Genomic DNA, 22,811 nt, shown 5'->3' on the forward strand with positions numbered 1-22,811 from the left:
ACCGCTGTCGCGTAGCCCATGCAGCTCACACGTCAGCGGATCGCATGGCCGCATCGGCTGCGTTTAGAAGTCCAGCTGCACGGTCAGACGCGCCGTGCGCGGCGCGCCCGGGAACAGATAGGCATCGCCCTGGTATTCGCCGCTATCGCGCCAGTACCGCTTGTCGAACACGTTGTCCACGTTCAGGCGCCAGGTGGTGGCCAGCCCGCCCAGTGCAGTGGCGTAACGCGCGCCCAGGTTGGCCACGGTGTAGGCCGGCACGCTGGCGTTGCCGAGCCGGTCGGCGAACTTGCGCCCGCTGTATTGCACGCCTGCCAGCAGCGCCAGGCCATCGATGCCGGGCACGCTGTAATCGGCCTGCAGGCTGGCGCGCAGCTTGGGCACGTTGATGGCCTGGTGGCCTTCGTACTCGGCAATGTCGGTGTCTTCGGCGCGGGCGCGGATGGCGGCAACGCTGGCGAAGATGCGCAGCTGCGCGGTGGCCGCGCCATCGGCCGACAACTCCAGGCCACGGTTGTGCAGGCGGCCCTGTTGCACATAGCGCAGGTCACCATCGGCCTGCGGCTGGGTGAATTGGTAGGCCTGGCGGATGTCGAACAGCGCCGCGCCCAGGCGCAGGCCGTCGAAATCGAATTTTGCGCCGGTCTCCAGCTGGTACGCATTGGTCGGCGGCAGGATCTCATCGGCGTTGTCGGCAAACCACGGGGCGGTGCCGCCGGCGGCCAGGCTCTTGGCATAGCTGGCGTACAGCGATACCTGCTGCTGCGGTTTGAACAGCAGCGCGGCCTGCGGCAGCAGGGTGTCCTTGCGCGTGCGTCGCTCCAGCACGCCATCGCGGTCGAAGCTGCGCTCGTCCAGGCGCACATAGCGCGCGCCCAGCGACAGCTCCCATTGCGGTCCCAGCCCGATCCGGTCGGCCAATACCAACGCGCGTTGGCGGCTGTCCAGGCGGCGTTGCTTCGGGTCCAGCGCGACGTCGGTCTGTGCAAACACCTCCGGGTCGCGGTCGATGCTGCCGCTGCCGACGAATTCGTTGACCGAACCGAAGCGGTCGATGGTGCGGCGTAGCCAGTCGCCGCCGATGCTCAGGCGGTGATCCAGCGCGCCGGTGAGCACACGGCCTTCGAGCGTGGCGCGCAGTTGATCGTGCACGCGGGTGTCGTCGGGGCTGCGGTAGTCGTAGACGTCGTACTCGCCTTGCGCGCTGAAGAAATTCGGGGTGGCGCTGTCGGCGCAACTGGCCGCGCCATAACAGCCCCAGGCGAACGCGGAGAAATCATTGATCACCGAGCGGCTACGTGACGCTTCAGCGGTGGCGCGCCAGTTGTCGTTGAACTGGTAGGCGTAGCGCAGCTGCGCATTGAGCGAATCCATCTCCACCGGCCGCGACCACGGCTGGTAGCCGAGCAGGCGATGCACATCGATGTCGCGCGGTACCTGCGTGCCACCGAGCAATTGGTAGCCGGGCACCGAGCGTTGCTGGCGATGCTGATACTCCACATCCAGCTGCAGCAGCGACTGCGGGCTGATCTTCCAGTCGCCGGCCAGCGACAGGAAATTGCGATAACCGTCGGCGTGGTCGACATAGCTGTTGATGTCCTCGCGCGCGGCATTGACGCGCAGGCCCAGGCTGCGCTCGGCGCCGAACCAGTCGCCCAGGTCGGCGGCGACATAGCGCGAGCCCTGCTCGTCGGTGCCCAGGGTCACGCTGCGCACGTGCTCGGGCCGCTTGGTGCGGTAGTCGATCAGTCCGGCCGGTTCGTTGACACCTGATTGCAGCCCGGGCAGGCCCTTGAGGATCTGCACTTGCTGCTTGTTTTCCAGTGCAATGGATTGCTCGCCCACCACGCTCAGGCTGTTGATGCGGTAACTGTTGGCGGCGTTGAGCGAATAGCCACGCACGACGAAATTCTCGTAGTAGCCGATCGGGGCGTAGGCGTCGCCGGCGGAGGCATCGGCGCGCAATACCTCGCTGAGCACGCGTGCCTGACGGTCGAGCAATTGCTGGCGCTCGATCACCGCGATCGAGGCCGGCGCATCCAGCAGCCGCGTGGCACCGAAGCCGGTCAAGGCGGTGCTGGCGTCGGCGCGTTCGCCACGCACGTTGACCGCATCCAGTTCGACCGCCTCGGCACCGGGTTGTTGCTGCGCGAGGGCAGGCGTGGCGATGCACAGCGCAAGTGCAAGCGCGAGCGGGCGGCGGTGGTGAAGAGGGGCGGGCAGGTGCATGCGCAGGGCTCGAAAAGGAGAAGGAAAAACGCTCATGGCAACCGACGCGCGCGCGCGTGCAGGTGATCGAGCAGACGCTGGCCATCGGCGCTGGCAAACCAGTCCGCATGGCCGAGCAGGTAACGGTGATAGGCGATGTCGGCGTTGTCGGCCGAGCGGGTGATGCCGGCGAAGTATTCGATCTCGCTCAGGGCGAAGTCGGCATGCACGATCGGCAGCAAGGCGGCCAGCTGCCGCAGCTGCGCGGCGCCCAGTGCGCAGTGCCGGGCGTAACCGTCCAGCAAGGCGTCGAGCTGCTCCAGCTGCGGCTGCGCGCGCTGCCCCGCATCCAGGTTCAACCAAGGGATCAGATTGCGTTCGATCGCCGTGGCCAGGTCGAACATCGCAAAACTGCGGTCGCACAGGCCGAAGTCGAACACCGCGCTGACCTCGACGTCGCCATCGTCGTGTGTGCGCCACAGTAGGTTGGAGGCATGCCAGTCGCCATGCGTCCACAGCGGCGGCAGGGCGCCAGGCGCCGACAGCACCGACCAGGCCCGGGCGTGCCAGGGCAACAGGTGGTCGGTCAGGTCGCGGCGCCAGGGCCGGTCCTGAAAATCGGCGGCCAGGCCGGGGCGCGACAGCAAGGCCTGTTCCACCGCCCGGAGCGGGTCGGCCTGCGCGAACAGGGCCAGGTTGGCCACCAGCACGCTGCTGCGGCGTGGCGGCGCATCGAATCCCTGCGCTGCCAGATGCAGGCGTGCCAGCGCGGCACCTGCCGCCGACGCATGCGGGACGCTGGTAAAGGGCGTCCACGACAGGGCATCCCGATACAGGTCCTGGCCGAGCCCGGCGCGCTGCACTTCGTAGACCCAGTCCGCATCGGCCAGGGCGGTGCGGCCCGCGGCATCGTGCAGCACCTCGACCACCGGTGCGCCGGCCCAGCGCAGATGCGCCATGAAGACGTGCTCTTCGCGCAACGCGGCGACATTGCGCACGCTGCGGTGATGTCGCTTGACGATGAGCGTGCCGCCGGCTGTGTCCACGCAGGCGGCGGCGGAAAACGGGCGGGCGCTATGCCAGCGAATCAGTTCGCTACCGACGGGAGCGGAAAAGTGCTGCAGCACGCGACGGATTTCGTCGGCGGTCAACACCGGCCAATCCGGCAGCGCCAACTCCAGGCTCATGCCATGCACCTGATGCGAGGTGCTCATGCGCCCGGCTCCGGCAATGCGGTGCGGGTCAGTGGTATAGACCAGTCGATCGGTGCCGAAGCGGCGGACCCGGCGCGCGCGCCGGCGACAACACGGACGGCGCTGCCAGGCCGTCGTTGCGGCGCGCCCGCCATCAGGCGGTTGCACTGCAGGGAATGAAAAGGCAGCGCAACACCGAAAGGTCGCTGGCCGTCATCTCGACACTAAAAATGTGGGACGCGCCGTGGGCGGCGCCTGCGCAAAACCGCTGGGCGGTTCCGGGCGCGCAGTATGCCTGTTGCCGCTGCCAGCCGCCATGTCGGCGCTGGCAGACGCACGATGGCGTTGCGCCACCCCGGCACCGGATAATGGCCGGATGACTCCCGTCCAGATTGCCGCCGTCGTCGTCACCTATCAGAGCAGCAGCACCATCGATGCGTGCCTGTCGCGGCTGCGCGCGGCCGAGGGCATCAGCGAGATCCGGGTGGTCGACAACGCCTCCAGCGACGACACCCTGGAGGTCGTGCAGCGGCATGCCTTGGCCGATGCGCGGCTGCACTTCATCGCCAATCCGGACAACCCGGGTTTTGCGAGCGCCTGCAACCAGGGCGCGCGCGACTCGCAGGCGCCCTGGCTGGTGTTCATCAACCCGGACCTGATGGTCGAGCGCGACACCTTGGCGCAGCTGTGCGCACGCGCGGCCGGCCATGCGGCGGTGCTGTTGGGCGTGGAGCAGGTGGACGAGGACGGGCAGCCGGATGCCGCGGTGCGCCGTCGCGATCCGGATTTTGCCGCCATGCTGCGCGCACCGCGCGCTGCCGCCCAGCTGGCGGTGCCGGCCGATCCCTCTGCGCCCCTGCAGGTGGTGGACGCCATCTCCGGTGCCTTGATGCTGATGCAACGCAGCCTGTTCGACCGGCTGGACGGCTGGGACGGCGCCTACCGCCTGCATGCCGAAGACCTGGACCTGTGCCGGCGGGCACGCCAGGCCGGTGCGCTGGTGGCGGTGGCCAACGATCTGCGGGTCGTGCATGTGCGTGGCGTGTCCAGTCGTTCGCGGCCGTTCTTTGTCGAATGGCATAAGCACCGCGGCCTGTGGCGCTATTTCCGCAAGTTCGAGGCGGGCCGGCGCGGGTGGCTCACCCGGCTTGGCGTATGGCTGGCGATCTGGACCCATGCCGTCGCCCAGGTACCGAAATTGCTGCGAAAGAGATGAGTTCGCTCGCGTTAAATTTGTGATAAATCAGTGATGGGTGGCGGGACTTATGTGTGATACGTTTCGCCTCGAAGTGTGATCAATCACTAGCTTCCTGTCCCTTCCGGGTCCCCCATCAGGAATCGTGCAATGTCCTTACAGAACGACCCGCAATTGCGGGGACGTCAGCCGTGCGCCGCCGCGCTGCAGTCCAGTCCGGTTGTCTCGCCCTCTTCTCTTGATTCCATCGCGCGCCGCGCGCCGGTAGCTGCGCTGTCGGCGCTCGCGCTGAGCTGCCTGATGGCGGCCTTGCCGGACACGGCCGTGGCAGGCGCCTGGACCCAGCCGCAGGGCGACACCCTGGTGATCGTCAAGGCGCTGCATAGCGATGGCACCGGCTGGTTCGACGATGCCCATCACCGTGGCGATTTCGGCAACAACGGACGCAGCCGCCAGGACCAGCTCAATGTCTACGTCGAGCATGGCTTGAGCGACAAGCTGAGCTTTATCGGCAATTTCTATTTCACCGAAGTCGGTTTCAACAACGACGAACCGGTGAACGGTGCGCCCGGACGGGCACGCCGCAGCACCACCGGTTTTGCCGATCAGGAGATCGGCCTGCGCTACGCACTGCCAGGCGCGGCCGACGATGTCTGGCGTAGCTCGGTGCAGGCCCTGGTCAGCATCCCGGCCTATGGCCGTAGCAAGACCTATCACCCGAACAATCCTGGACGCGACCCCGCGCTCGGCCTGGGCGACTACGGTCTGGAGCTGCGTTACAGCCGCGGCCGTGGTTACACGCTGGGCGGCCGCAATGGCTACGTCGATCTGGGTGGCGCGGTGCGCCTGCGCGGCAGTGCCGCTTCCGACGAAGTGCGGGTGGACGCGTCCACCGGCCTGAGCCTGACCCCGAGCTGGTTGCTGCTTGGCGAAGTCAACGTGATCCAGGGCCTGGGTAACGGGCGTAACGACGCGTTTGTCGTTGGCTCGACACTTGGCGATTCCGGCTTCGTCGCCACCGGCACCAACTACGACCTCACCAAGCTGCAGCTGTCCACGCTGTACACCGCGCCGGGCGGCAGCCAGTGGCAGGTGGGATATCAGCAGCCAGTGATGGGCCGCAACACCGGCGCCGCAGGTGGGCCATTCGTGGCCGCCTGGTGGCGGTTCTAAGGACGCCACGACAATGACGGTCACCTGCGAAATGGACGCGCTGGGACGAGCACCGGACATCGGCCGCGAACGCGGTCTGTTGGGTCGCGCGCTGGTCACGGCAGGCGTCATCACCGACGAACAGCTGCGCTCGGCGCTGGCGTTGCAGCAACGCTGGAACTCGCGCCTGGGCGATGTGATCCTGGCCCAGCGCGGCGTGCCGGCGCAGCGGTTCTACGCCATCGTTGCCGCGCACTTCGGCCTCGAGTTCATCGATCTGGTGCAGCAGCCGCCGGATCCGGAACTGCTCACCCCGGGCGATCTGGAAAGTTACGCGCAGCGCCTGCTGCTGCCGTGGCGTCGCGAAGACGGTGTGCTGGTGCTGGCCGTGGCCGATCCCGACCCGGCGGTGTTTGCCTGGGCGCGCGCGCACTACGGCGAGGACGTGCGTTTTGTCGGCACCGCCAAGTTCGACATCATCTGGAGCCTGCAGCGCTATGCCGACGAGCAGCTCACCGACAACGCGCTGAACCTGCTCGCATCGCATGCGCCGACGTACTCGGCGCGCCAGGTGGTGACGCGCGGACAGAAGTTCACGCTGTGGGCGATCGCCGCGGTGATGGTGATCGCGATGGTGCTGTTCCCGGTGCCGGCCCTGATCACCGTCAACGTGCTGGTGGCGCTGGGCTTTCTGGCGACCTTCGGACTGAAGCTGTTGCTGGTGTGGTTCGGCTCGCGCCACCGTATCGACATCAAGGTCACCGAGGCCGAAGTGGCCGCGCTGCGCGACGACGACCTGCCGGTCTATACCGTGCTGGTGCCGATGTACAAGGAGCCGGAAGTCCTGCCGATCCTGGCCAACGCGCTGCGCAAGCTGGATTACCCGATCAGCAAGCTCGACGTGAAGCTGGTGCTGGAGGCGGACGATTTCGACACCATCGAGGCCGCCAAGAAACTCGGCCTGGAGGCGTTCTTCGAAATCATCCGGGTGCCGCCTTCGCAGCCCAAGACCAAGCCCAAGGCCTGCAACTACGCGCTGCATTTTGCGCGCGGCGAGCTGCTCACCATCTACGACGCCGAAGACAAGCCCGAGCCGGATCAGCTCAAGCGCGTGGTGGCCGCGTTCCGCAAGGCCGACAAGGATGTGGCGTGCATCCAGGCGCGGCTGAACTACTACAACGCCGACGAGAACTGGCTGACGCGGATGTTCACGCTGGAGTACACGCTCTGGTTCGACTTCTACCTGCCGGCGCTGGAATACCTGCGCATCCCGATTCCGTTGGGCGGTACCTCCAACCACTTCCGTCTGGATGTGTTGCGCCAGGTGCGCGCCTGGGACCCGTACAACGTCACCGAAGACGCCGACCTGGGCGTGCGGCTGATCCAGAACGGCTACCGCGTCAACGTGGTCAACTCCACCACGTTCGAAGAAGCCAACGTCAGCATTCCCAACTGGATCCGGCAGCGTTCGCGCTGGCTCAAGGGCTACATGCAGACCTGGCTGGTGCACATGCGCGACCCGGTGCACCTGTACCGCAGCACCGGGTTCAAGGGCTTCTGGGGCTTTCAGTTCTTCATTGGCGGCGGCTTCTTCACCGCGTTGGGTGTGCCGGTGCTGTGGGCGCTGTATGTGGTCTGGGCAGTCACCGGGACAACCGCGTTCGAGCGCTTCTTCCCGCCGTGGCTGGCGACCGTGTCGTTGGTCAATCTGCTGTTGGCCAATGCGTTCTTCATCTACATCACGCTGGTGGCTGCGTTCAAGCGCGACTACTTCAAGCTGGCGCCCTACGCGCTGACCGTGCCCTTTTACTGGGTGCTGCAGTCGATCGCCGCGTACAAGGGTCTCTGGCAGCTGATCCACAATCCGTTCTATTGGGAGAAGACCACTCATGGCATCAGCAAGCATTCGGAAAACGAGCGCCGCGCCGCACTCGAAGAGTGAGTCGGCGGTCCCGCGCCGTCACAGCGGGCTGCCGGCGTTTCTGGTTGCCGTGGTGGCCCTGTCGCTGCTGAGCCAGCCGCTGCTGCTGCAGTCGGTCGGCTCCGCCACACCGGCAATCGCACCAGCAGCCGGCTTGCCGGCAACCGGTCTGTTGTCGTGGGCGATCAATCTGGGGCTGGACAGCTGGAACCTGCCGTTCCAGGTCTGGCCGTTCCTGGCGGTTGCCGCCAACGCGTTGTTCCTGTCGCTGCTGTGGCGCGATCTGGCCGGCGTGTTCGGGCGCGGCTGGGCCAGTGGTTTGACCGTGCTGGTGGGCTGCAATCCGCTGTTCCTGCTGCCGATCGCTGCAGGCGGAAGCCAGGCGGTGGGTCTGCTGGCGTTCTACGGCTTGTGCCGCACCTTGCGCCGCCTGCAGACGCCGGTAGAGGCCTTCACCTATCTGCGCATCGCCGGCTGGTTGTGCATCCTGCTGTGCCTGGATCTGCAGACACTGGCGCTGTCGACGATGGTGGCACCGTGGCTGCTGCTGGTGATGCCGCCGCAGATGCTGCGCAAGGCGCCGGGTTCGTTCTATCTGGTGTGCTATCTGCCGTTCGCGTTTCTGGTCGGCATGTGGGCCTACGTCAATCTGACCGTGTTCAACGCCCCGTGGCCGACGCTGTCCAGCATCGGGCAGGGCGCGCATCCGCTGCCGTTGCCGCTGGCCGAGCATGCGCAAGGCTGGTCGCCGGCCGTGCGCTGGGGCGTGGCAGCGGTGGTCTGCTTCCCGGTGCTGGCGCTGCTGGCCCGTAGCCGCAGCGGCGCGCTCACGCGCGGCGTGCTGGCCAGTGCCGGCACCGTGATCTGTGCGGCGGCACTGTCGTTCGTCTTCGGCTGGGCCGGGTTCGATGCCTTGCTGCTGCTGTGGGTGCCGGCAGCGTTGCTGCTGCGCGCGCTGCATGCCGATCAGCGCAGTCAGGCCGCCGGCCTGCTGTTGCTGGGCCTGATCGGTGCGGCCTGGGTACAGCCGCAGGGCTGGGGCAGCTGGATGCGTGCGGCGCCTGCCGATGCGCAGTCCTTGCTGCAGGGCGAGGCGGTGGTCGTGAGCGCGCCTGTGTCGTTGCCAACCGGCGCGGCGACGCCGGCAGCGGACGCCGTGCAGGCGCAGCCCACCGTGGCGACTGCCGCGGACGTGGCCGCGCCCACGCAGCTCGCGTCCGGCGTCAGCGCGCCCGCCACTGCTGCAATCGTGCAGCCGGACAAGAACACTGCGGTCATCGGTGCAATGGACTGCGCGCACACCACGACCGCGTCCATCACCAAGGCATCCGCCGCATGTTCAAACGCGTTCTGAGTACCGCGTTTCTGGTCGGGGCGTGCATGCTGGTCAATGGCTGCAACGCCGATGCATCGACGTGGATGGGCGCCAACGTCAAGGTCTCGGCCAATGCGCCGTGGGAGAGCGAGGCGGCGGGACAGTCGCTGGATGCGCTGGCCAAGACCGGCGCCAGCAAGGCCTTGCTGGTTGCGTTTGTGTGGCAAGCCAACCCGCAGGCGAACGACCCGGTGCTGGGCAGCGACAGCAGCGTGGAGGCCATGCGCGCCGCGTTGCGGCAGAGCCACCACGCCGGCCTGCAGGCCACGCTCAAGGTGCATGTGTGGATTCCCGGGCATTGGGCCGGCGACACCGCGCCCACCGACCAGGCAGCCTGGTTTGCCGCGTATCAGAACGCGTTGCTGCCATTGGCCAGACTGGCCGAAGACGAGCACGCCGAAGCGCTGGTGATCGGCACCGAACTGCGCAAGCTGCAGGACGCGCCGCAGTGGCCCGGTCTGGTCGCGGAAGTGCGCAAGGTCTACCACGGCAAGCTGCTGTATGTGGCCGACGGCATGGAGCACGCCGAAAGCTTCCGCTACTGGTCCTTGTTCGATGCGGTGGGCACCAGCCTGTATCCGCGGCTGTCCGAAGCGGCTGCCGCGCGCACGGCCGAGATGGATGCCGCCGCGCAGCGCCTGCAGCAACTTGGCCAGCGCGTGGGCAAGCCGGTGTGGGTAGCGGAGCTGGGGCTGCGTTCTGCACGCGGTAGCCTGGCCGCGCCATGGGAGAGCCCGGAGCAACGCGCCGCTGCAGTGGACACCCGCCTGCAGCTGCAGGTGTTGCAGCAGTGGCGCAAGGTGCTGCAGGCGCACGGCGTGGAAGGTATCGCGCTGTGGTGCTGGTACACCGACCCCAAGGCCGGCGGCCCGGGCGACAGCGACTTCACCGTGCAGGGCAAACCAGCGCAGCAGGTGCTGGCGCGCTGAGCGATGGCGCCTGGCACTCTCCAAGAGAACGCCAGGCGCAATTGCCGAGGTGACTTGCCGGGGCGAAGCGCACTGCCGCCGCGCAGCGCATCGCCTCCCGGACGCATCGGCGGCTTGCACGCAGCGCGATCGCCGCTGCGGGCATAATCCGGCAGCATGATCATCCATTCGCTGCTCGACACCGACCTGTATAAATTCACCATGATGCAGGCGGTGCTGCATCAGCATCCGGCCGCGCAGGTCGACTACCGCTTCAAGTGCCGCACGCCCGGCGTGGATCTGGCCCGGTTCATCGACGAGATCTCGCGCGAGATCGATGCGCTGTGCCGGCTGCGGCTGCGCGAGGACGAGGTGGCCTATCTGCGCGGCCTGCGCTTCATCAAGCCGGATTTCGCCGACTTCCTGGCGCTGTTTCATCTGGACCGCAAGTATCTGCAGCTGTCGGCATCGACCACCCATCCGGGCGAGATCGAGCTGACCATCCGCGGCCCGTGGTTGCACACCATCCTGTTCGAAGTGCCGTTGCTGGCGATCATCAACGAGGTGTGGTTCCGCAACACCTCCGAGCCGGATTACGAAGAAGGCCGTCGCCGCCTGCGCGAGAAGGTGAGCAGCCTGCGCAGCATGCCGGCCGGCTGCAAGATCGCCGATTACGGCACCCGGCGGCGCTATTCGCGGCACTGGCACGGCGAGTTGCTGCCGTTGCTGCGCGATGGCCTGGGCGAGCAGTTCGTCGGCACCAGCAATGTGTATTTCGCCAAGCATTACGGCCTGACTCCGCTGGGCACGATGGCGCACGAGTACCTGCAGGCATTCCAGGCGTTGGGGCCGCGGCTGCGCGACTCGCAGGTGGCCGCGCTGGAATCGTGGGCGCGCGAGTACCGCGGCGATCTGGGCATCGCCCTGTCCGATGTGGTGGGGCTGGACGCGTTCCTGCGCGACTTCGATCTGTATTTCTGCAAGCTGTTCGACGGCATGCGGCATGATTCGGGCGACCCGTTCGAATGGGGCGAGCGCGTCATCGCCCACCTGCAGGCACACCGCATCGACCCCGCGACCAAAGTGCTGGTGTTCAGCGATGGCCTCAACATCGACAAGGTGATGCGGCTGTACGCGCACTTCCATACGCGCTGCCGGCTGGCGTTCGGGGTCGGCACCAGCCTCACCAACGACCTGGGGCCGACGCCGCTGCAGATCGTGATCAAGATGGTCCGCTGCAATGGGCAGCCGGTGGCAAAGCTCAGCGACTCGCCGGGCAAGAGCATGTGCGAGGACGCCGGTTATCTGCGCTATCTGCGCGATGTATTCGGCCTGCCGCCGATGCCGGAAGCAGGTGACCGCGCGCGGCAGTGACTGACGTGTAGCGGCAGCTTGTGCCGGGATTTGGCGGCCCTGTCAGGGAATGGCCAAAAAAATGCGATGCAGCGCTCAATTGGCCGCTTGGGTTCGTTAACATTGACATCACGCTTCCTTCACGCTTGATGCACGCGACGTTGACGGACTGCCTCCTCCCCACGCGATGCCCGTATGACTGCACCCGACCCATTGTCGCTGTACCGAGCGCGCAGCTGCTCCCGGCAGTGGCTGGGCTTTGTGCGTGCGATGGCCGCCGAGTTCGGCGCCGAGTTGCCCGAGGACGATCTGGCCCCGTTGATGGCGCGCATCGGCCGGCGCTTCGCGCGCGAGCACCGGCTGGCGCACTGCACGACCCTGGACGAGATGCAGCAGGCCGCCAACGCCGTGTGGGAGCGCTGTGATTGGGGCCAGTGCGCGATGCACGACCACGCCGACCACGTACGGATCCAGCACGCCGGCGCGCCATTGAGCACAGCGCTGGATGGCACGGCATGGAGCGATGGGTTCCTGCAGGGCGTGTACGAAGGGTGGTTCCAGCAACTGGGGATGCTGGCAGGCCTGGCGGTGCAGACCGCGCCAGGCGACAGCGTCGATCTGCGCAACTTCGTGTTGCTGCGGACGGCATGAACGGCTGAAGTCGGGCAAGGGGAGTGTGATGGCACCGAAGAACAACAAGGCAAGCTCCGGGCACGACGATGTGTCCGGCCTGTTCGCGCGCTTGGGGACGCCGGCGAGCGCGGGCTATCAGGATTTCGCCCACACCCAGCTGCCGCCGCGCAGGCCGGAAGTGACGCAAACGCCGGTCCCGGCAGCGGTCGAACAGGCCCCCGCTGCGGCGGACGCCGTGCAGACGCCGGCGCCGCTGTTGGCGCCTACCGCATCGGTGCCGAGCGTTTCGATCGCCATGCAGGCAGTGCCGGCGGCGCACCGGTCCGTGCCTGCCGAAGAGACGGCAGGCCCGCCGCTCGATGCGCTCGCGCCGCTGCGCAAATTGCGCCAGCTCGACGAGCCTGCAGCGCAGCCGGGCGAGCGCCAGGCGCAGACGCCGCTGGAGTGCTTGTTCCAGCGGCTGTTGCAGGCCGATGCGCCCAGCGCGACGCAAAGCCCGCTGCAGCGACTGCGCTCGCGTTGATCAGCACCACCGCGTGACTTTCTGCAAGCGCCGCTGCGCTCGCCCGTTTCGCCTCGTTTTGCCGCACGCCGCCACACTTGAAGGATTATCTGATGACTGCTGCCAGCCGCCGTTCCGGATCACCGCTGCCCATGCTGGCGACCTGGGCGCTGTGGTTGTTGGGCGGCTTGCTGCTGGTGTTCGTGGTTGCCGTGCCGATGGATGTCACCCAGCAACTGGTGTTCTCCGGGGTGCTGTTCGCCGTTGCGCTGGCGGTGCGCAAGCGCGGCGGGCGGGTGGTGATCCTGACGATGATGGGCATGTCGCTGGCGGTGTCGTGCCGCTACATCTGGTGGCGCACGACCCAGACCATGGGCGTGGGCAGCGCGGTGGATTTCATCCTGGGCCTGGGCCTGCTGGGCGCGGAGCTGTATGCGTTCGTGATCCTGGTGCTGGGCTATTTCCAGGTGTTGTGGCCGCTCGATCGCAAGCCGGTGCCGTTGCCGGCCGACCAAGCCTTGTGGCCGAGCGTGGACGTGTTCATTCCCACCTACAACGAGCCGTTGTCGGTGGTGCGCACCACCGTGCTGGCGGCCAGCGTGATCGATTGGCCGGCCGGCAAGATCACCATCCATCTGCTCGATGACGGCCGCCGCGACGCGTTCCGCGACTTCTGTGCCGAGGTCGGCATCAACTACGTCACCCGCACCAACAACGCGCACGCCAAGGCGGGCAACATCAATGCCGCGCTGAAGAAGTGCAGCGGCGAGTACGTGGCGATCTTCGATTGCGACCACATTCCCACCCGCAGTTTCCTGCAGGTGGCGATGGGCTGGTTCCTGCGCGACACCAGGCTGGCCCTGGTGCAGATGCCGCACTATTTCTTCTCGCCCGACCCGTTCGAACGCAACCTGGGCACGCATGGCAAGGTGCCCAACGAAGGCGAGCTGTTTTACGGCCTGCTGCAGGATGGCAACGACCAGTGGAATGCGACCTTCTTCTGCGGCTCCTGCGCGGTGATCAAGCGCAGCGCGCTGGAAGAGGTGGGCGGGGTGGCGGTGGAAACCGTGACCGAAGATGCGCACACCGCGCTCAAATTGCAGCGTCGCGGTTATCGCACCGCCTACCTGGCAGTGCCGCAGGCTGCAGGCCTGGCCACCGAAAGCCTGTCCGGGCATGTGGCGCAGCGCATCCGCTGGGCGCGCGGCATGGCGCAGATCGCGCGTATCGACAATCCGCTGCTGGGGCGCGGGCTCAGGCTCTCGCAGCGGCTGTGCTACCTCAACGCGATGCTGCACTTCTTCTACGGCTTGCCGCGCATCATCTACCTCACTGCGCCGCTGGCCTATCTGTTCTTCGGCGCGCACGTGATCCAGGCCTCGGCGTTGATGATCCTGGCCTATGCGTTGCCGCACATCCTGCAGGCCAATCTGACCAACCTGCGGGTGCAGAGCCGCTTCCGCCATCTGCTGTGGAACGAGGTCTACGAGACCACGCTGGCCTGGTACATCTTCCGTCCCACCCTGGTCGCGCTGCTCAACCCCAAGCTGGGCAAGTTCAATGTCACGCCCAAGGGCGGGCTGGTGGCGCGCAGTTATTTCGATGCGCAAATCGCCAAGCCATACCTGTTCCTGCTGTTGCTCAACCTGGCCGGTGTGGCTGCCGGCGTGCTGCGCCTGATCTATGTCGGCGGCAGCGGCGAGCAGCAGACGATCTGGTTCAACCTGGCCTGGACGCTCTACAACATGGTGCTGCTGGGCGCCACTATCGCCACGGCCAGCGAAACCCGCCAGGTGCGTAGCGCCCATCGCGTGCCGCTGGATGTCCCGGTCAATCTGTATCTGCCCGATGGCAGCGTGCTGCCCAGTCGCTCATTGAATTTTTCCACCGGCGGCATGGCGATCAGGCTCGCCCAGCCGCAGCCGATCGAGCCGGGGTTGCCGGTGCAGATCGGCCTGAGTCACCGCGGCGTGGAGCAGACCTTGCCGGCGGTGGTGCGCCAGGACCGGGACGGCCAGGTCAGCGTGCAGTTCACCGCGATGTCGATGGAACAGGAGCGTTGGCTGGTGGCCTCGACCTTTGCGCGCGCCGACATCTGGCTGTCGCAATGGGGCCAGCACGACCGCGATGCGTTCTGGCGCTCGCTGGGCCAGGTGCTGGCCGCCAGCGCGCGCGGCTTCGGACGCCTGGGCGGACATATCGCACTCAGTGCGCGTCAGGGCTTCCGCCCGGCGCGCGCGCTGGATCTGGAGTCGTGAGCGTGACGCCTGCCGTTTTCCTTTTCCCTGCCAAGAAGCCACCGATGCGAATGTCCCCGGCCGTGTTGACCTGTGTGCTCACCCTGCTGACCGGCCTGGCGCAGGCGCAGCAGGCCGTGCCGGCAACATCGACGACCACGCCGACCGGGCCGGCCGGCACCGCCGCGAGCGCGCCGCCCGCACCGGCACCGATGCCGGCCGGCAGCACCCGCACCTCCAGCCTGCGCGAGCTCGGCATCGACTACGAGATCACCCTGCGCGGCGTGCAGGGCAGTGCCGGCGTGCCCTTCAGCGTGCGCAGCGACGAGATCGTCACCGCCGCCACGCTCAACCTCAAATACAGCTATTCGCCCGCGCTATTGCCGGACCTGTCGCATCTGAAGGTCACCATCAATGGCGTCACCGTGGGCACCTTGCCCGCCGACAAGGCCAATGCCGGCAAGCTGCTCTCGGCCGATCTGCCGATCGGCCCGCGTCTGGTCACCGATTACAACCAGCTCAACCTGCAGTTGATCGGCCATTACACGCGCGAGTGCGAAGACCCCGACCACAGCAGCCTGTGGGCGAATGTGGACGCGGCCACCAGCCTGTCGCTGACCACCACGCCGCTGGCGCTGGCCAATAACCTGGCGTTGTTGCCGGTGCCGTTCTTCGATGTGCGCGACACGCGCCGGCTGGAATTGCCGTTCTACTTTCCGCAGCGCCCGGACAACGCCACGCTGCAGGCGGCCGGCGTGGTGGCCTCGTGGTTCGGTACCCTGGCCGGCTACCGCGGCGCGGTGTTCCCGGCCTCGACCGAAGCGCTGCCGGCCACCGGCAACGCAGTGGTGTTCGCCACGCCCAGCACGCTGCCGGAGCAGTTCGCCACCGTCGACAGTGGCGTGGCCGATATCCGTGGCCCGACCGTGGCAGTGGTGGTCAACCCGACCGATCCCAACGGCAAGCTGCTGCTGGTGCTCGGCCGCAACAGCGAAGACCTGCAACGCGCGGCCACCGCGCTGGCCTTGCGCGCGCCGTTGACCGGGGCGGTCGCCCGCATCGGCGAGGTCAGCGCGCCGGCGCCGCGTCAGCCGTACGACGCGCCCAAGTGGGTGTCCAGCGAGCATCCGGTGCGCTTCGGCGATCTGGTGACCCAGCCCGGCCAGCTCAATGTCAGCGGCTATCATCCGGACCTGATCCGGATCGGCCTGCAGTTGCCGCCGGACCTGTTCGTGTGGGAGCGCGACGGCATTCCGGTCGCGCTGAAATACCGCTACACGGTGCCGGACGTGGATAACAAGTCTGCGCTCAACGTCAGCATCAACGAGTCGTTCGTGACCACGCTGCCGCTGACCGGCCGCCCGTTCGCCGAGTCCACCCCGAGGCGCTGGTGGAACAGCCTGGGCGCGCGCGGCAGCATGCCGGTGCATCAGGATCTGACATTGCCGGTGGCTGCGTTCTCGGCCAACAGCCAGTTGCGCTTCCACTTCTTCTTCGATCGCCCGCAGGGCGAGCAGTGCAAGAACACCTTCCCGGATGTGTCCGGCGCCATCGATGCCGATTCCAGCATCGACCTGAGCGGCTTCCACCACTACATGGCGATGCCGAACCTGGCCGCGTTCGCCAATGCCGGTTACCCCTTCACCCGCCTGGCTGATCTGTCCGAATCCACCATCGTGCTGCCCGACAATCCGGGCGACCAGGACCTGGGCAATGTGCTGACCCTGCTTGGACGCTTCGGCGCCTCTACCGGGTATCCGGCGCTGCATGCGCAGATCATCGGTGCCGGCGCGGTGCAGCAGCATGCCGACCGCGACCTGTTGCTGCTCGGCAGTGCGCAGTCGCAGCCATTGTTCAAGCAATGGCGCGCACAGCTGCCGGTGGGCCAGGACGGGCAGGCGACCCGCTTTGCGCTGACCGATTGGGTGCTGGAAAAACTGCCCGGCTTCCTGTCCTTCGATGCGCGCCGCACCGACCTGCCGACCACCACCGAAATCGCCCTGCAACCGCAGCCGGACGATGTGCTGTTGATGGGCTTCGAATCGCCGTTGAAGTCCGGCCGCAGCGTGGTCGCGTTCCAGAGCGAAGACCCGGCCAACATGAGCCGGCTGTTCGATGCCTGGTTCGACCCGACCCTGCTCAAGGACTTCCAGGGCAGCGTGGTGTTGCTGCAGCAGAAAAAGGTCATCAGCCTGGTCGGCAACCAGACCTACTACGTCGGCCATCTGCCGATCCCGACCTGGTTGCGCTGGTACTTCTCGCACCACCCGGTGTGGCTGGCGTTGACCGTGGTGCTGTTGGCGCTGTTGCTGGCGCTGGCCGCGCGCGTACTGCTGCGCCGGCATGCCGCCGAGCGGCTCAACGACGGCGGCAGCGCATGAGCGCGCACGACAGCGCCGCGACGATGACGCGCCGCAGCCTGCTGCGCGCCGGTGCGCTGGCCGGCCTGGCCGCGCTGCTGCCCACGCGCGCAGCGGCGGCGGCCGGCCAATGCGGGCCGTGGCCGCTGTGGAATGCCTTCGTCGACAAGCACATCCAGCCCGACGGGCGGGTGGTGGATTTCCTCAATCCGGACCAGCGCTCGACTTCCGAAGGTCAGTCGTATGCGCTGTTCTTCGCCCTGGTCAACAACGACCAGGTGTTGTTCGAGAAGGTGCTGGGCTGGACCCGCCACAATCTGTGCGGCGGCCGCCCGGACCTGAATCTGCCGGCGTGGTTGTGGGGGCGCGATGGCAGCGGCAACTGGCGCGTGCTTGATGCCAATACCGCCAGCGATGGCGAGTTGTGGATTGCCTACGCGCTGCTGGAAGCCGGGCGGCTGTGGAGCCGGCCCGGTTACGGCAAGGCCGGCCAGCAGATCCTGCAACTGATGCGCCAGCAGGAGGTGGCCACGTTGCCGGGCCTGGGCGCGATGTTGCTGCCCGGCCGCACCGGCTTTGCCGAGAAGCAGCGCTGGACGCTCAATCCCAGCTACCTGCCGATCCAGGTGCTGCGGCGCTGCGCCAACGCCGACCCCAAGGGGCCGTGGGCGGCGATCGCCAGCAATGCCGCGCGCGTGTTGCGCGAGAGCGCGCCGGTGGGTTTTGCGCCGGACTGGACGGTGTGGGATGGCGAGCGCTTCAGTCCCGATCCGAAGCGCGGCAACGTCGGCAGCTATGACGCGATCCGCGTGTATCTGTGGGCCGGCATGCTCGATGCCGGCGAGCCGCTGCGCAGCGGCTTGCTGCGCGACCTGTCCGGCCCGGCCGACCTGCTCGCCGCACAGACCCCGTTTGCGGAAAAGGTCGACACCGCGCGCGGCGTGGGCAGCGGCGCATTGCCGGTCGGGTTTTCTGCCGCGCTGCTGCCTTACCTGAGTGCGATGGGCCAGCCCGCGCTGCTCAAGGCGCAGGCGCAGCGCATTCCCGCCGCCGCACAAGCGGCAGCCGCTGCGCTGCCGTACTTCGAACGCACGCTGGCCCTGTTCGGACAGGGCTGGCTTGAGAACCGCTACCGCTTTGCCGCAGACGGGCGCCTGCTGCCCGCCTGGAGAACGCCTGCATGCTCCGCAAAAAACTGACCCCGCTGTACCTCGTCGGCATGATCGACCTGTGCCTGCTCGCCTCGCCGGTGCAGGCGCAGACCAGCGCCACCCAGCAACTGGTCGGGCAGGGCAATTACTGGCACGACCAGGGCCGCGACGATCTGGCCGCCGACACCTGGCGCAAGCTGCTCGGCGTCGATCCGGATCAGCCCGACGCCTTGCTCGGCCTGGCGCAGATCGATCTGGCGCAGGGCCGTCAATCCGAAGCACGCAAGCGCCTGCAGCAACTCGACGCCGCACACCCGCAATCGCCACAGGCACAGCGCCTGCGCGTGGCGATCGGCGCCCGTGGCAGCAGCGCTGCCGGCGAAGATCCGAACCTGCGCAACGCACGCCGCGCCGCCGCGGCCGGGCGCTATGTGGAAGCCGCGCGCAACTACGAAGCGCTGTTCGCCGGCAAGCCGCCGCCGCCGGCGTTGGCGCTGGAGTACTACCAGTCGCTGGCCGGTACTCCCACCGGCTGGGAGCGTGCGCGTGACGGCCTGCAACGCCTGCAATCCAGCGAACCGGGCAACCCGTCCGTGCAACTGGCGCTGGCGCAGGTGCTGAGTTACCGCGAACCCACCCGCCGCGACGGCATCGCGCAGCTGCGCACGCTGGCGCAACGCGCCGATGTCGGCGGGCCGGCGCGCACCAGCTGGCGCCAGGCGCTGTTGTGGCTCAACGCCGGCGTGGCCGATGCGCCGCTGTACCAGGCATTCCTGGCCGGCACCCCGGCCGATGCGGAAGTCACCGCCAAACTCGGCCAGCTGCGCGAACAACGCAGTGCGGCCACCGCCGCGCCGGACGACCCCAATGGCGTGCTGCTGGGCGAAGGCTTCCGCGCGCTGGGCGCCAACAATCTGGGCGCTGCCGAACAACGCTTCACGCAGGTGTTGCGCGCACGTGCGCGTGATCCGGAAGCGCTCGGCGGCCTGGGCTCGGTGCGCCTGCGTCAGCAGCGCTTTGCCGAAGCGCAGGAGCTGCTGCGCCCGGCCGCGGCGAATAACGGCAAATGGAAAGGTGCGCTGGATAGCGCGCGCTACTGGCTGCAACTGCAGCAGGCCGAGGCCGCACGCACACGTGGCGATCTGGCACAGGCGCGCCAGCTGGTGGAGCAGGCGGTGCAGCTGCTGCCCAACGAGCCGGCCGCGCAGGTGGCGCTGGGCGGCTTGCAGGCCGCCAGCGACCCGGCCGCCGCCGAGGCCAGCTACCGCAAGGCGCTGTCGCACGATGCCGACAATGCCGGCGCGCTGCAGGGCCTGGTCGGTTTGTACAGCCGCCAGGGCCGCATGCAGGAAGCCAGCGACGTATTCAATCGCCTGCCTGCTGCAGAACGTGCCAAAGCCGGCGGGCAAGCCCTGCTGCGTTCCAACGTGCAGCGCGCGCGCGCGCGCCAGGCGCTGGAAGCCGGCGATGCGGTCAGCGCGCAGACCGAGCTGGAAGCGGCGATGGTCGAGCGCCCGGGCGATGCCTGGATCCGTCTGGATCTGGCTCGCCTGTACCAACAGGCCGGCCGCCCCGACCAGGCCCGCAGCGTGATGGATGGCCTGCTCGCCGTGCATGGCGACCAACCCGAAGCGCTGCAGGCCAACGCCTTGCTGGCGCAGGAAAGCGGCGACTGGCAGGGCGCCTACGACAGCCTGGAGCGCATTCCGGTCGCATCGCGCACGCCGGAGATGACCCAGCTGCGCACCACCGCCTGGATCGAACTGCAGGCGCGTCAGGCACGGTTGCTGGTGGAGCAGGGCCGGCCGGGCGACGCGCAGCAGTTGCTGGCGCGCACCGAAACCGCGCTGGGCAATCAGCTCGACGACCCGCAGTTGCTGGCCGCACTGGCCGGCGCACATGCCGATGCCGGCAACGCCCCGCGCGCGCTGACCCTGGCCCAGCGGCTGGTCACCGGTGGCACGGTGCGCAGCGAAGATCGCCTGCAATATGCCGGCGTGCTGCTGCGCGCGCGCCAGGACGCCGAACTGTCGGCGGTGCTGCGCCAGTTGCAGGCCACCACCCTGACCCCGGAACAGCTGCGTCGTTATCAACGCCTGCGCAGCGCCTACACGCTGCGCCAGGTGGATGCGCTGCGCGAACTGGGCAACCTGGAAGGCGCCTACGACGCGCTGTCGCCGATCCTGGCCCAGCAGCCGGACAGCCGCGATGCGCAGGCCGCGCTCGCACGGCTGTATGCCGCCTCCGGCGACCAGCGTCAGGCGCTGGCGATCTATCAGCAGATCCTGCAACGTCATCCCGACGACCTGGACACGCTCACTGCCGCCGCCAACAGCGCGGCCGCGCAGTCGGACCTGCGCAATGCCGAGCATTACCTGCAACGCGCGCTGGCGCAGGCACCGGAGTCGCCGGAGGTGCTGGCCGCGGCCGGCCGCGTGTATCGCAGCGCCGGCAAGAACCGCAAGGCCGAGCAGTATTTCCGTGCCTCGCTGGCCGCCCAGCAGCGTCAGGCCGGGCAACTGGACAATGGCCTGCCGTCTGCGCGCGGTCCGTCCGCGGTCGCGTCCTCCAGTCGCCCGCTCAATCCGTTTTCCGGCATGACCGGCGGCATGCCGCGCTCGCCGGCGGTGTTGTCCGAGCGCATGGACGCCGGTAGCGCCTATGGCGACGTGGTGGTTGCACCGGTGGCAGCGTCGCCGGGCTCTGCACGGTTCGCCGCTGCCGCACCGATTGGTGCGTCTGCCGACAACGGTGGCGATACGTTGCCGCCGCCGGCCAGCGCCGGCGCTGCGCCCGCCATGCTGCCGGTCTCCAGCGGCCGCATGCGCGGTTCGTCGCGCGGCGACGGGCTGCTTGCCGCGCGCGCGGTTGCGCCGATCGCCGCAGACGCCGGTCCACGTCTGACCAAGCCCGCCGCACAGGCGTTGCCGCCGCTCGGCAGCGGCAACGGCGTGCTCGACGAGTTGCGTGCGGTGCAGTCGGAAAACAGCGACAACCTCGCCGGCGGCGCGTTGTACCGCTCGCGCGATGGCGAAGATGGTCTGGGCCGCCTGGACGATATCGAAATGCCGGTCCAGGCCGAGTTCGCCGTCGGCGACGGCAAGCTTGGCGTCACCCTGACCCCGACCATCGTCGATGCCGGCACGCTGACCACCGATTACGTCACCGCCAGCCGCTTCGGCAGCGGCCCGCAGACCGCCATCAACGATGCGCTGGCGGCCGATCGCGGCCCGATCGATACGCTGGTCAGCTCGTCGATGTACCAGTTGCTCGCCACCGAAGGCGACACCGCCGCCACGCGCGAACGCCTGCGTCGCTACGCCTTGAACACCGGCCTGTTCAACGACCTGCTGGTCGAGAACAACAACAGCAATGCCGCCGCCGTGGCGGCGCTGGCCAACGAACCGTTGCCGGCCTACCTGCTCGGCATCAACGCCTCCAACACGCCGATCGCCCAACTGGCGCGCGACATCCTCGGCAACGCTGCGCTTAGCGAACAGCTGGCTGCCGGCGATGCGGCCGCGTTGCGCGCGCTGGCCGGTAGCACCGCCGCCGCACAACAGACCCCGACCGGGCTGGCCGCCACGCTCAACACCATGGCCGCCACCGGCAACGGCACGCGCCGGCTCAGCCAGGATGACACCGGGGTGGGCGTCGGTGTGCGCTATCGCAATGGCGGGTTCAGTGCCGACATCGGCAGCACCCCGATCGGCTTCCAGGAGCAGAACCTCATCGGCGGCGTCGGCTATCGCGGCGAGCTTGGCGATGCGGTGAGCTGGTCGGCCGAAGCCTCGCGGCGTGCGGTCACCGACAGCGTGCTGTCGTTCGCCGGCGCGCAGGATGCACGCAGCGGCCGCGAATGGGGCGGGGTGACCAGCAATGGCGTGTCGTTGTCGGCCACTGCCGACAATGGGCTGCTGGGTGGTTATGCCAATCTTGCCGCGCACCGTCTGCTCGGCAACAACGTCGCCGACAACGACCAGCGCCAGCTCGACCTGGGCTTCTACGTGCATGCACTGGAAACCCGGCACCAGTCGCTGACGGCCGGCATCAATCTGACCGCCATGCAGTACGACAGGAACCTCAGCGGCTTCACCTACGGCCATGGCGGTTACTTCAGCCCGCAGGACTATGTGGACCTGGGTTTCCCGGTGCACTGGAGCGGCCGCAGCGCCGGTCAGACGGTGAACTGGAAGGTCGATGCCAGCATCGGCGTACAGCACTTCAGTACCGACCCCTCGCCGTATTTCCCGACCGATCCGACTTTGCAGCAGGCCGCCTACGATGCCGCCTCGCTGGCGGCCTTGCTCGGGCTGGTCAACCGCTACACCGACCCGGTGTATGCGGGCGAAACCCGCACCGGCGTGTCCTACAACCTCAGTGGCGCGGCCGAATGGCAGGTGGCGCCGCAGCTGTTCCTGGGCGGGCGCATGACCTTCAACAATGCGCGCGACTACAACCAGTTCAGCAGCAATCTCTATCTGCGGTTCGTGATGGATCGCCTGGGTGCGGCACTGGGTCGTGCGCCGCAGGTGCTGACCTCGCCATACGCTGCCGATCGTTGAGGACAAGGCAGACCGACCGCGCGGCCATCGGGCCGTGGCGGTTGGTCTGCGCTGTGGT

The 22,811-nt window shown here is 67.8% G+C and carries 14 protein-coding genes; 12 read left to right on the forward strand and 2 right to left on the reverse strand.

Going from position 1 to position 22,811, the window contains the following annotated elements; genetic code table 11:
* Positions 1 to 63 precede the first annotated feature (63 nt).
* Positions 64 to 2,229 carry a TonB-dependent receptor gene (locus ABQ137_RS15915; RefSeq protein ID WP_184519563.1) on the reverse strand — a complete coding sequence of 722 codons (2,166 nt, stop codon included), beginning with the start codon at positions 2,227 to 2,229 and terminating at the stop codon, positions 64 to 66.
* A gap of 32 nt (positions 2,230 to 2,261) precedes the next feature.
* Complete coding sequence (locus ABQ137_RS15920) at positions 2,262 to 3,422, reverse strand: phosphotransferase enzyme family protein (RefSeq protein ID WP_184519566.1); 1,161 nt, start codon at positions 3,420 to 3,422, stop codon at positions 2,262 to 2,264.
* A gap of 355 nt (positions 3,423 to 3,777) precedes the next feature.
* Between ABQ137_RS15920 and ABQ137_RS15925 the strand changes: the two genes are divergently transcribed.
* The 12 genes from ABQ137_RS15925 (at position 3,778) to ABQ137_RS15980 (ending at position 22,753) form a co-directional block, all read left to right on the forward strand.
* The gene (locus ABQ137_RS15925) at positions 3,778 to 4,617 is read left to right on the forward strand and encodes a glycosyltransferase family 2 protein (RefSeq protein ID WP_102580770.1); all 840 of its coding nucleotides are present in this window, start codon (positions 3,778 to 3,780) and stop codon (positions 4,615 to 4,617) included.
* Between the two features lie 129 nt (positions 4,618 to 4,746).
* The gene (locus ABQ137_RS15930) at positions 4,747 to 5,769 is read left to right on the forward strand and encodes a hypothetical protein (RefSeq protein WP_349783165.1); all 1,023 of its coding nucleotides are present in this window, start codon (positions 4,747 to 4,749) and stop codon (positions 5,767 to 5,769) included.
* 13 nt (positions 5,770 to 5,782) lie between these two features.
* Positions 5,783 to 7,690 carry a glycosyltransferase family 2 protein gene (locus ABQ137_RS15935; protein WP_184519572.1) on the forward strand — a complete coding sequence of 636 codons (1,908 nt, stop codon included), beginning with the start codon at positions 5,783 to 5,785 and terminating at the stop codon, positions 7,688 to 7,690.
* 49 nt (positions 7,691 to 7,739) lie between these two features.
* Positions 7,740 to 9,023 carry a hypothetical protein gene (locus tag ABQ137_RS15940; RefSeq protein ID WP_184519574.1) on the forward strand — a complete coding sequence of 428 codons (1,284 nt, stop codon included), beginning with the start codon at positions 7,740 to 7,742 and terminating at the stop codon, positions 9,021 to 9,023.
* Complete coding sequence (locus tag ABQ137_RS15945; protein ID WP_024939102.1) at positions 9,005 to 9,973, forward strand: glycoside hydrolase family 113; 969 nt, start codon at positions 9,005 to 9,007, stop codon at positions 9,971 to 9,973. Before ABQ137_RS15940 ends, ABQ137_RS15945 begins: the two co-directional genes overlap by 19 nt.
* Before the next feature lie 156 nt (positions 9,974 to 10,129).
* The gene (gene pncB, locus ABQ137_RS15950) at positions 10,130 to 11,326 is read left to right on the forward strand and encodes a nicotinate phosphoribosyltransferase (protein WP_046344314.1); all 1,197 of its coding nucleotides are present in this window, start codon (positions 10,130 to 10,132) and stop codon (positions 11,324 to 11,326) included.
* A 174-nt stretch (positions 11,327 to 11,500) separates the two neighbouring features.
* Positions 11,501 to 11,956, forward strand: coding sequence for a cellulose biosynthesis protein BcsD (gene bcsD / locus ABQ137_RS15955; protein WP_065032844.1), 456 nt, complete (start codon positions 11,501 to 11,503; stop codon positions 11,954 to 11,956).
* 28 nt (positions 11,957 to 11,984) lie between these two features.
* Entirely contained in the window at positions 11,985 to 12,461 is a 477-nt protein-coding gene (locus ABQ137_RS15960) for a hypothetical protein (protein ID WP_184519577.1), read from the forward strand.
* 92 nt (positions 12,462 to 12,553) lie between these two features.
* Positions 12,554 to 14,698, forward strand: coding sequence for a UDP-forming cellulose synthase catalytic subunit (bcsA, locus tag ABQ137_RS15965; protein WP_046346067.1), 2,145 nt, complete (start codon positions 12,554 to 12,556; stop codon positions 14,696 to 14,698).
* A 44-nt stretch (positions 14,699 to 14,742) separates the two neighbouring features.
* Positions 14,743 to 17,058 (forward strand): cellulose biosynthesis cyclic di-GMP-binding regulatory protein BcsB, encoded by a 2,316-nt coding sequence (bcsB, locus tag ABQ137_RS15970; protein ID WP_349783166.1) that lies wholly within the window; start codon positions 14,743 to 14,745, stop codon positions 17,056 to 17,058.
* Positions 17,055 to 18,236 (forward strand): cellulose synthase complex periplasmic endoglucanase BcsZ, encoded by a 1,182-nt coding sequence (gene bcsZ / locus ABQ137_RS15975; protein WP_184519586.1) that lies wholly within the window; start codon positions 17,055 to 17,057, stop codon positions 18,234 to 18,236. The genes bcsB and bcsZ overlap by 4 nt, the downstream gene beginning before the upstream one ends.
* Complete coding sequence (locus ABQ137_RS15980) at positions 18,218 to 22,753, forward strand: cellulose synthase subunit BcsC-related outer membrane protein (RefSeq protein WP_184519589.1); 4,536 nt, start codon at positions 18,218 to 18,220, stop codon at positions 22,751 to 22,753. The genes bcsZ and ABQ137_RS15980 overlap by 19 nt, the downstream gene beginning before the upstream one ends.
* The last annotated feature ends 58 nt before the right edge of the window (positions 22,754 to 22,811 follow it).

The organism is Xanthomonas sp. WHRI 8393, assembly GCF_040203315.1.
GTDB classification, from domain to species: Bacteria; Pseudomonadota; Gammaproteobacteria; order Xanthomonadales; family Xanthomonadaceae; genus Xanthomonas; species Xanthomonas arboricola.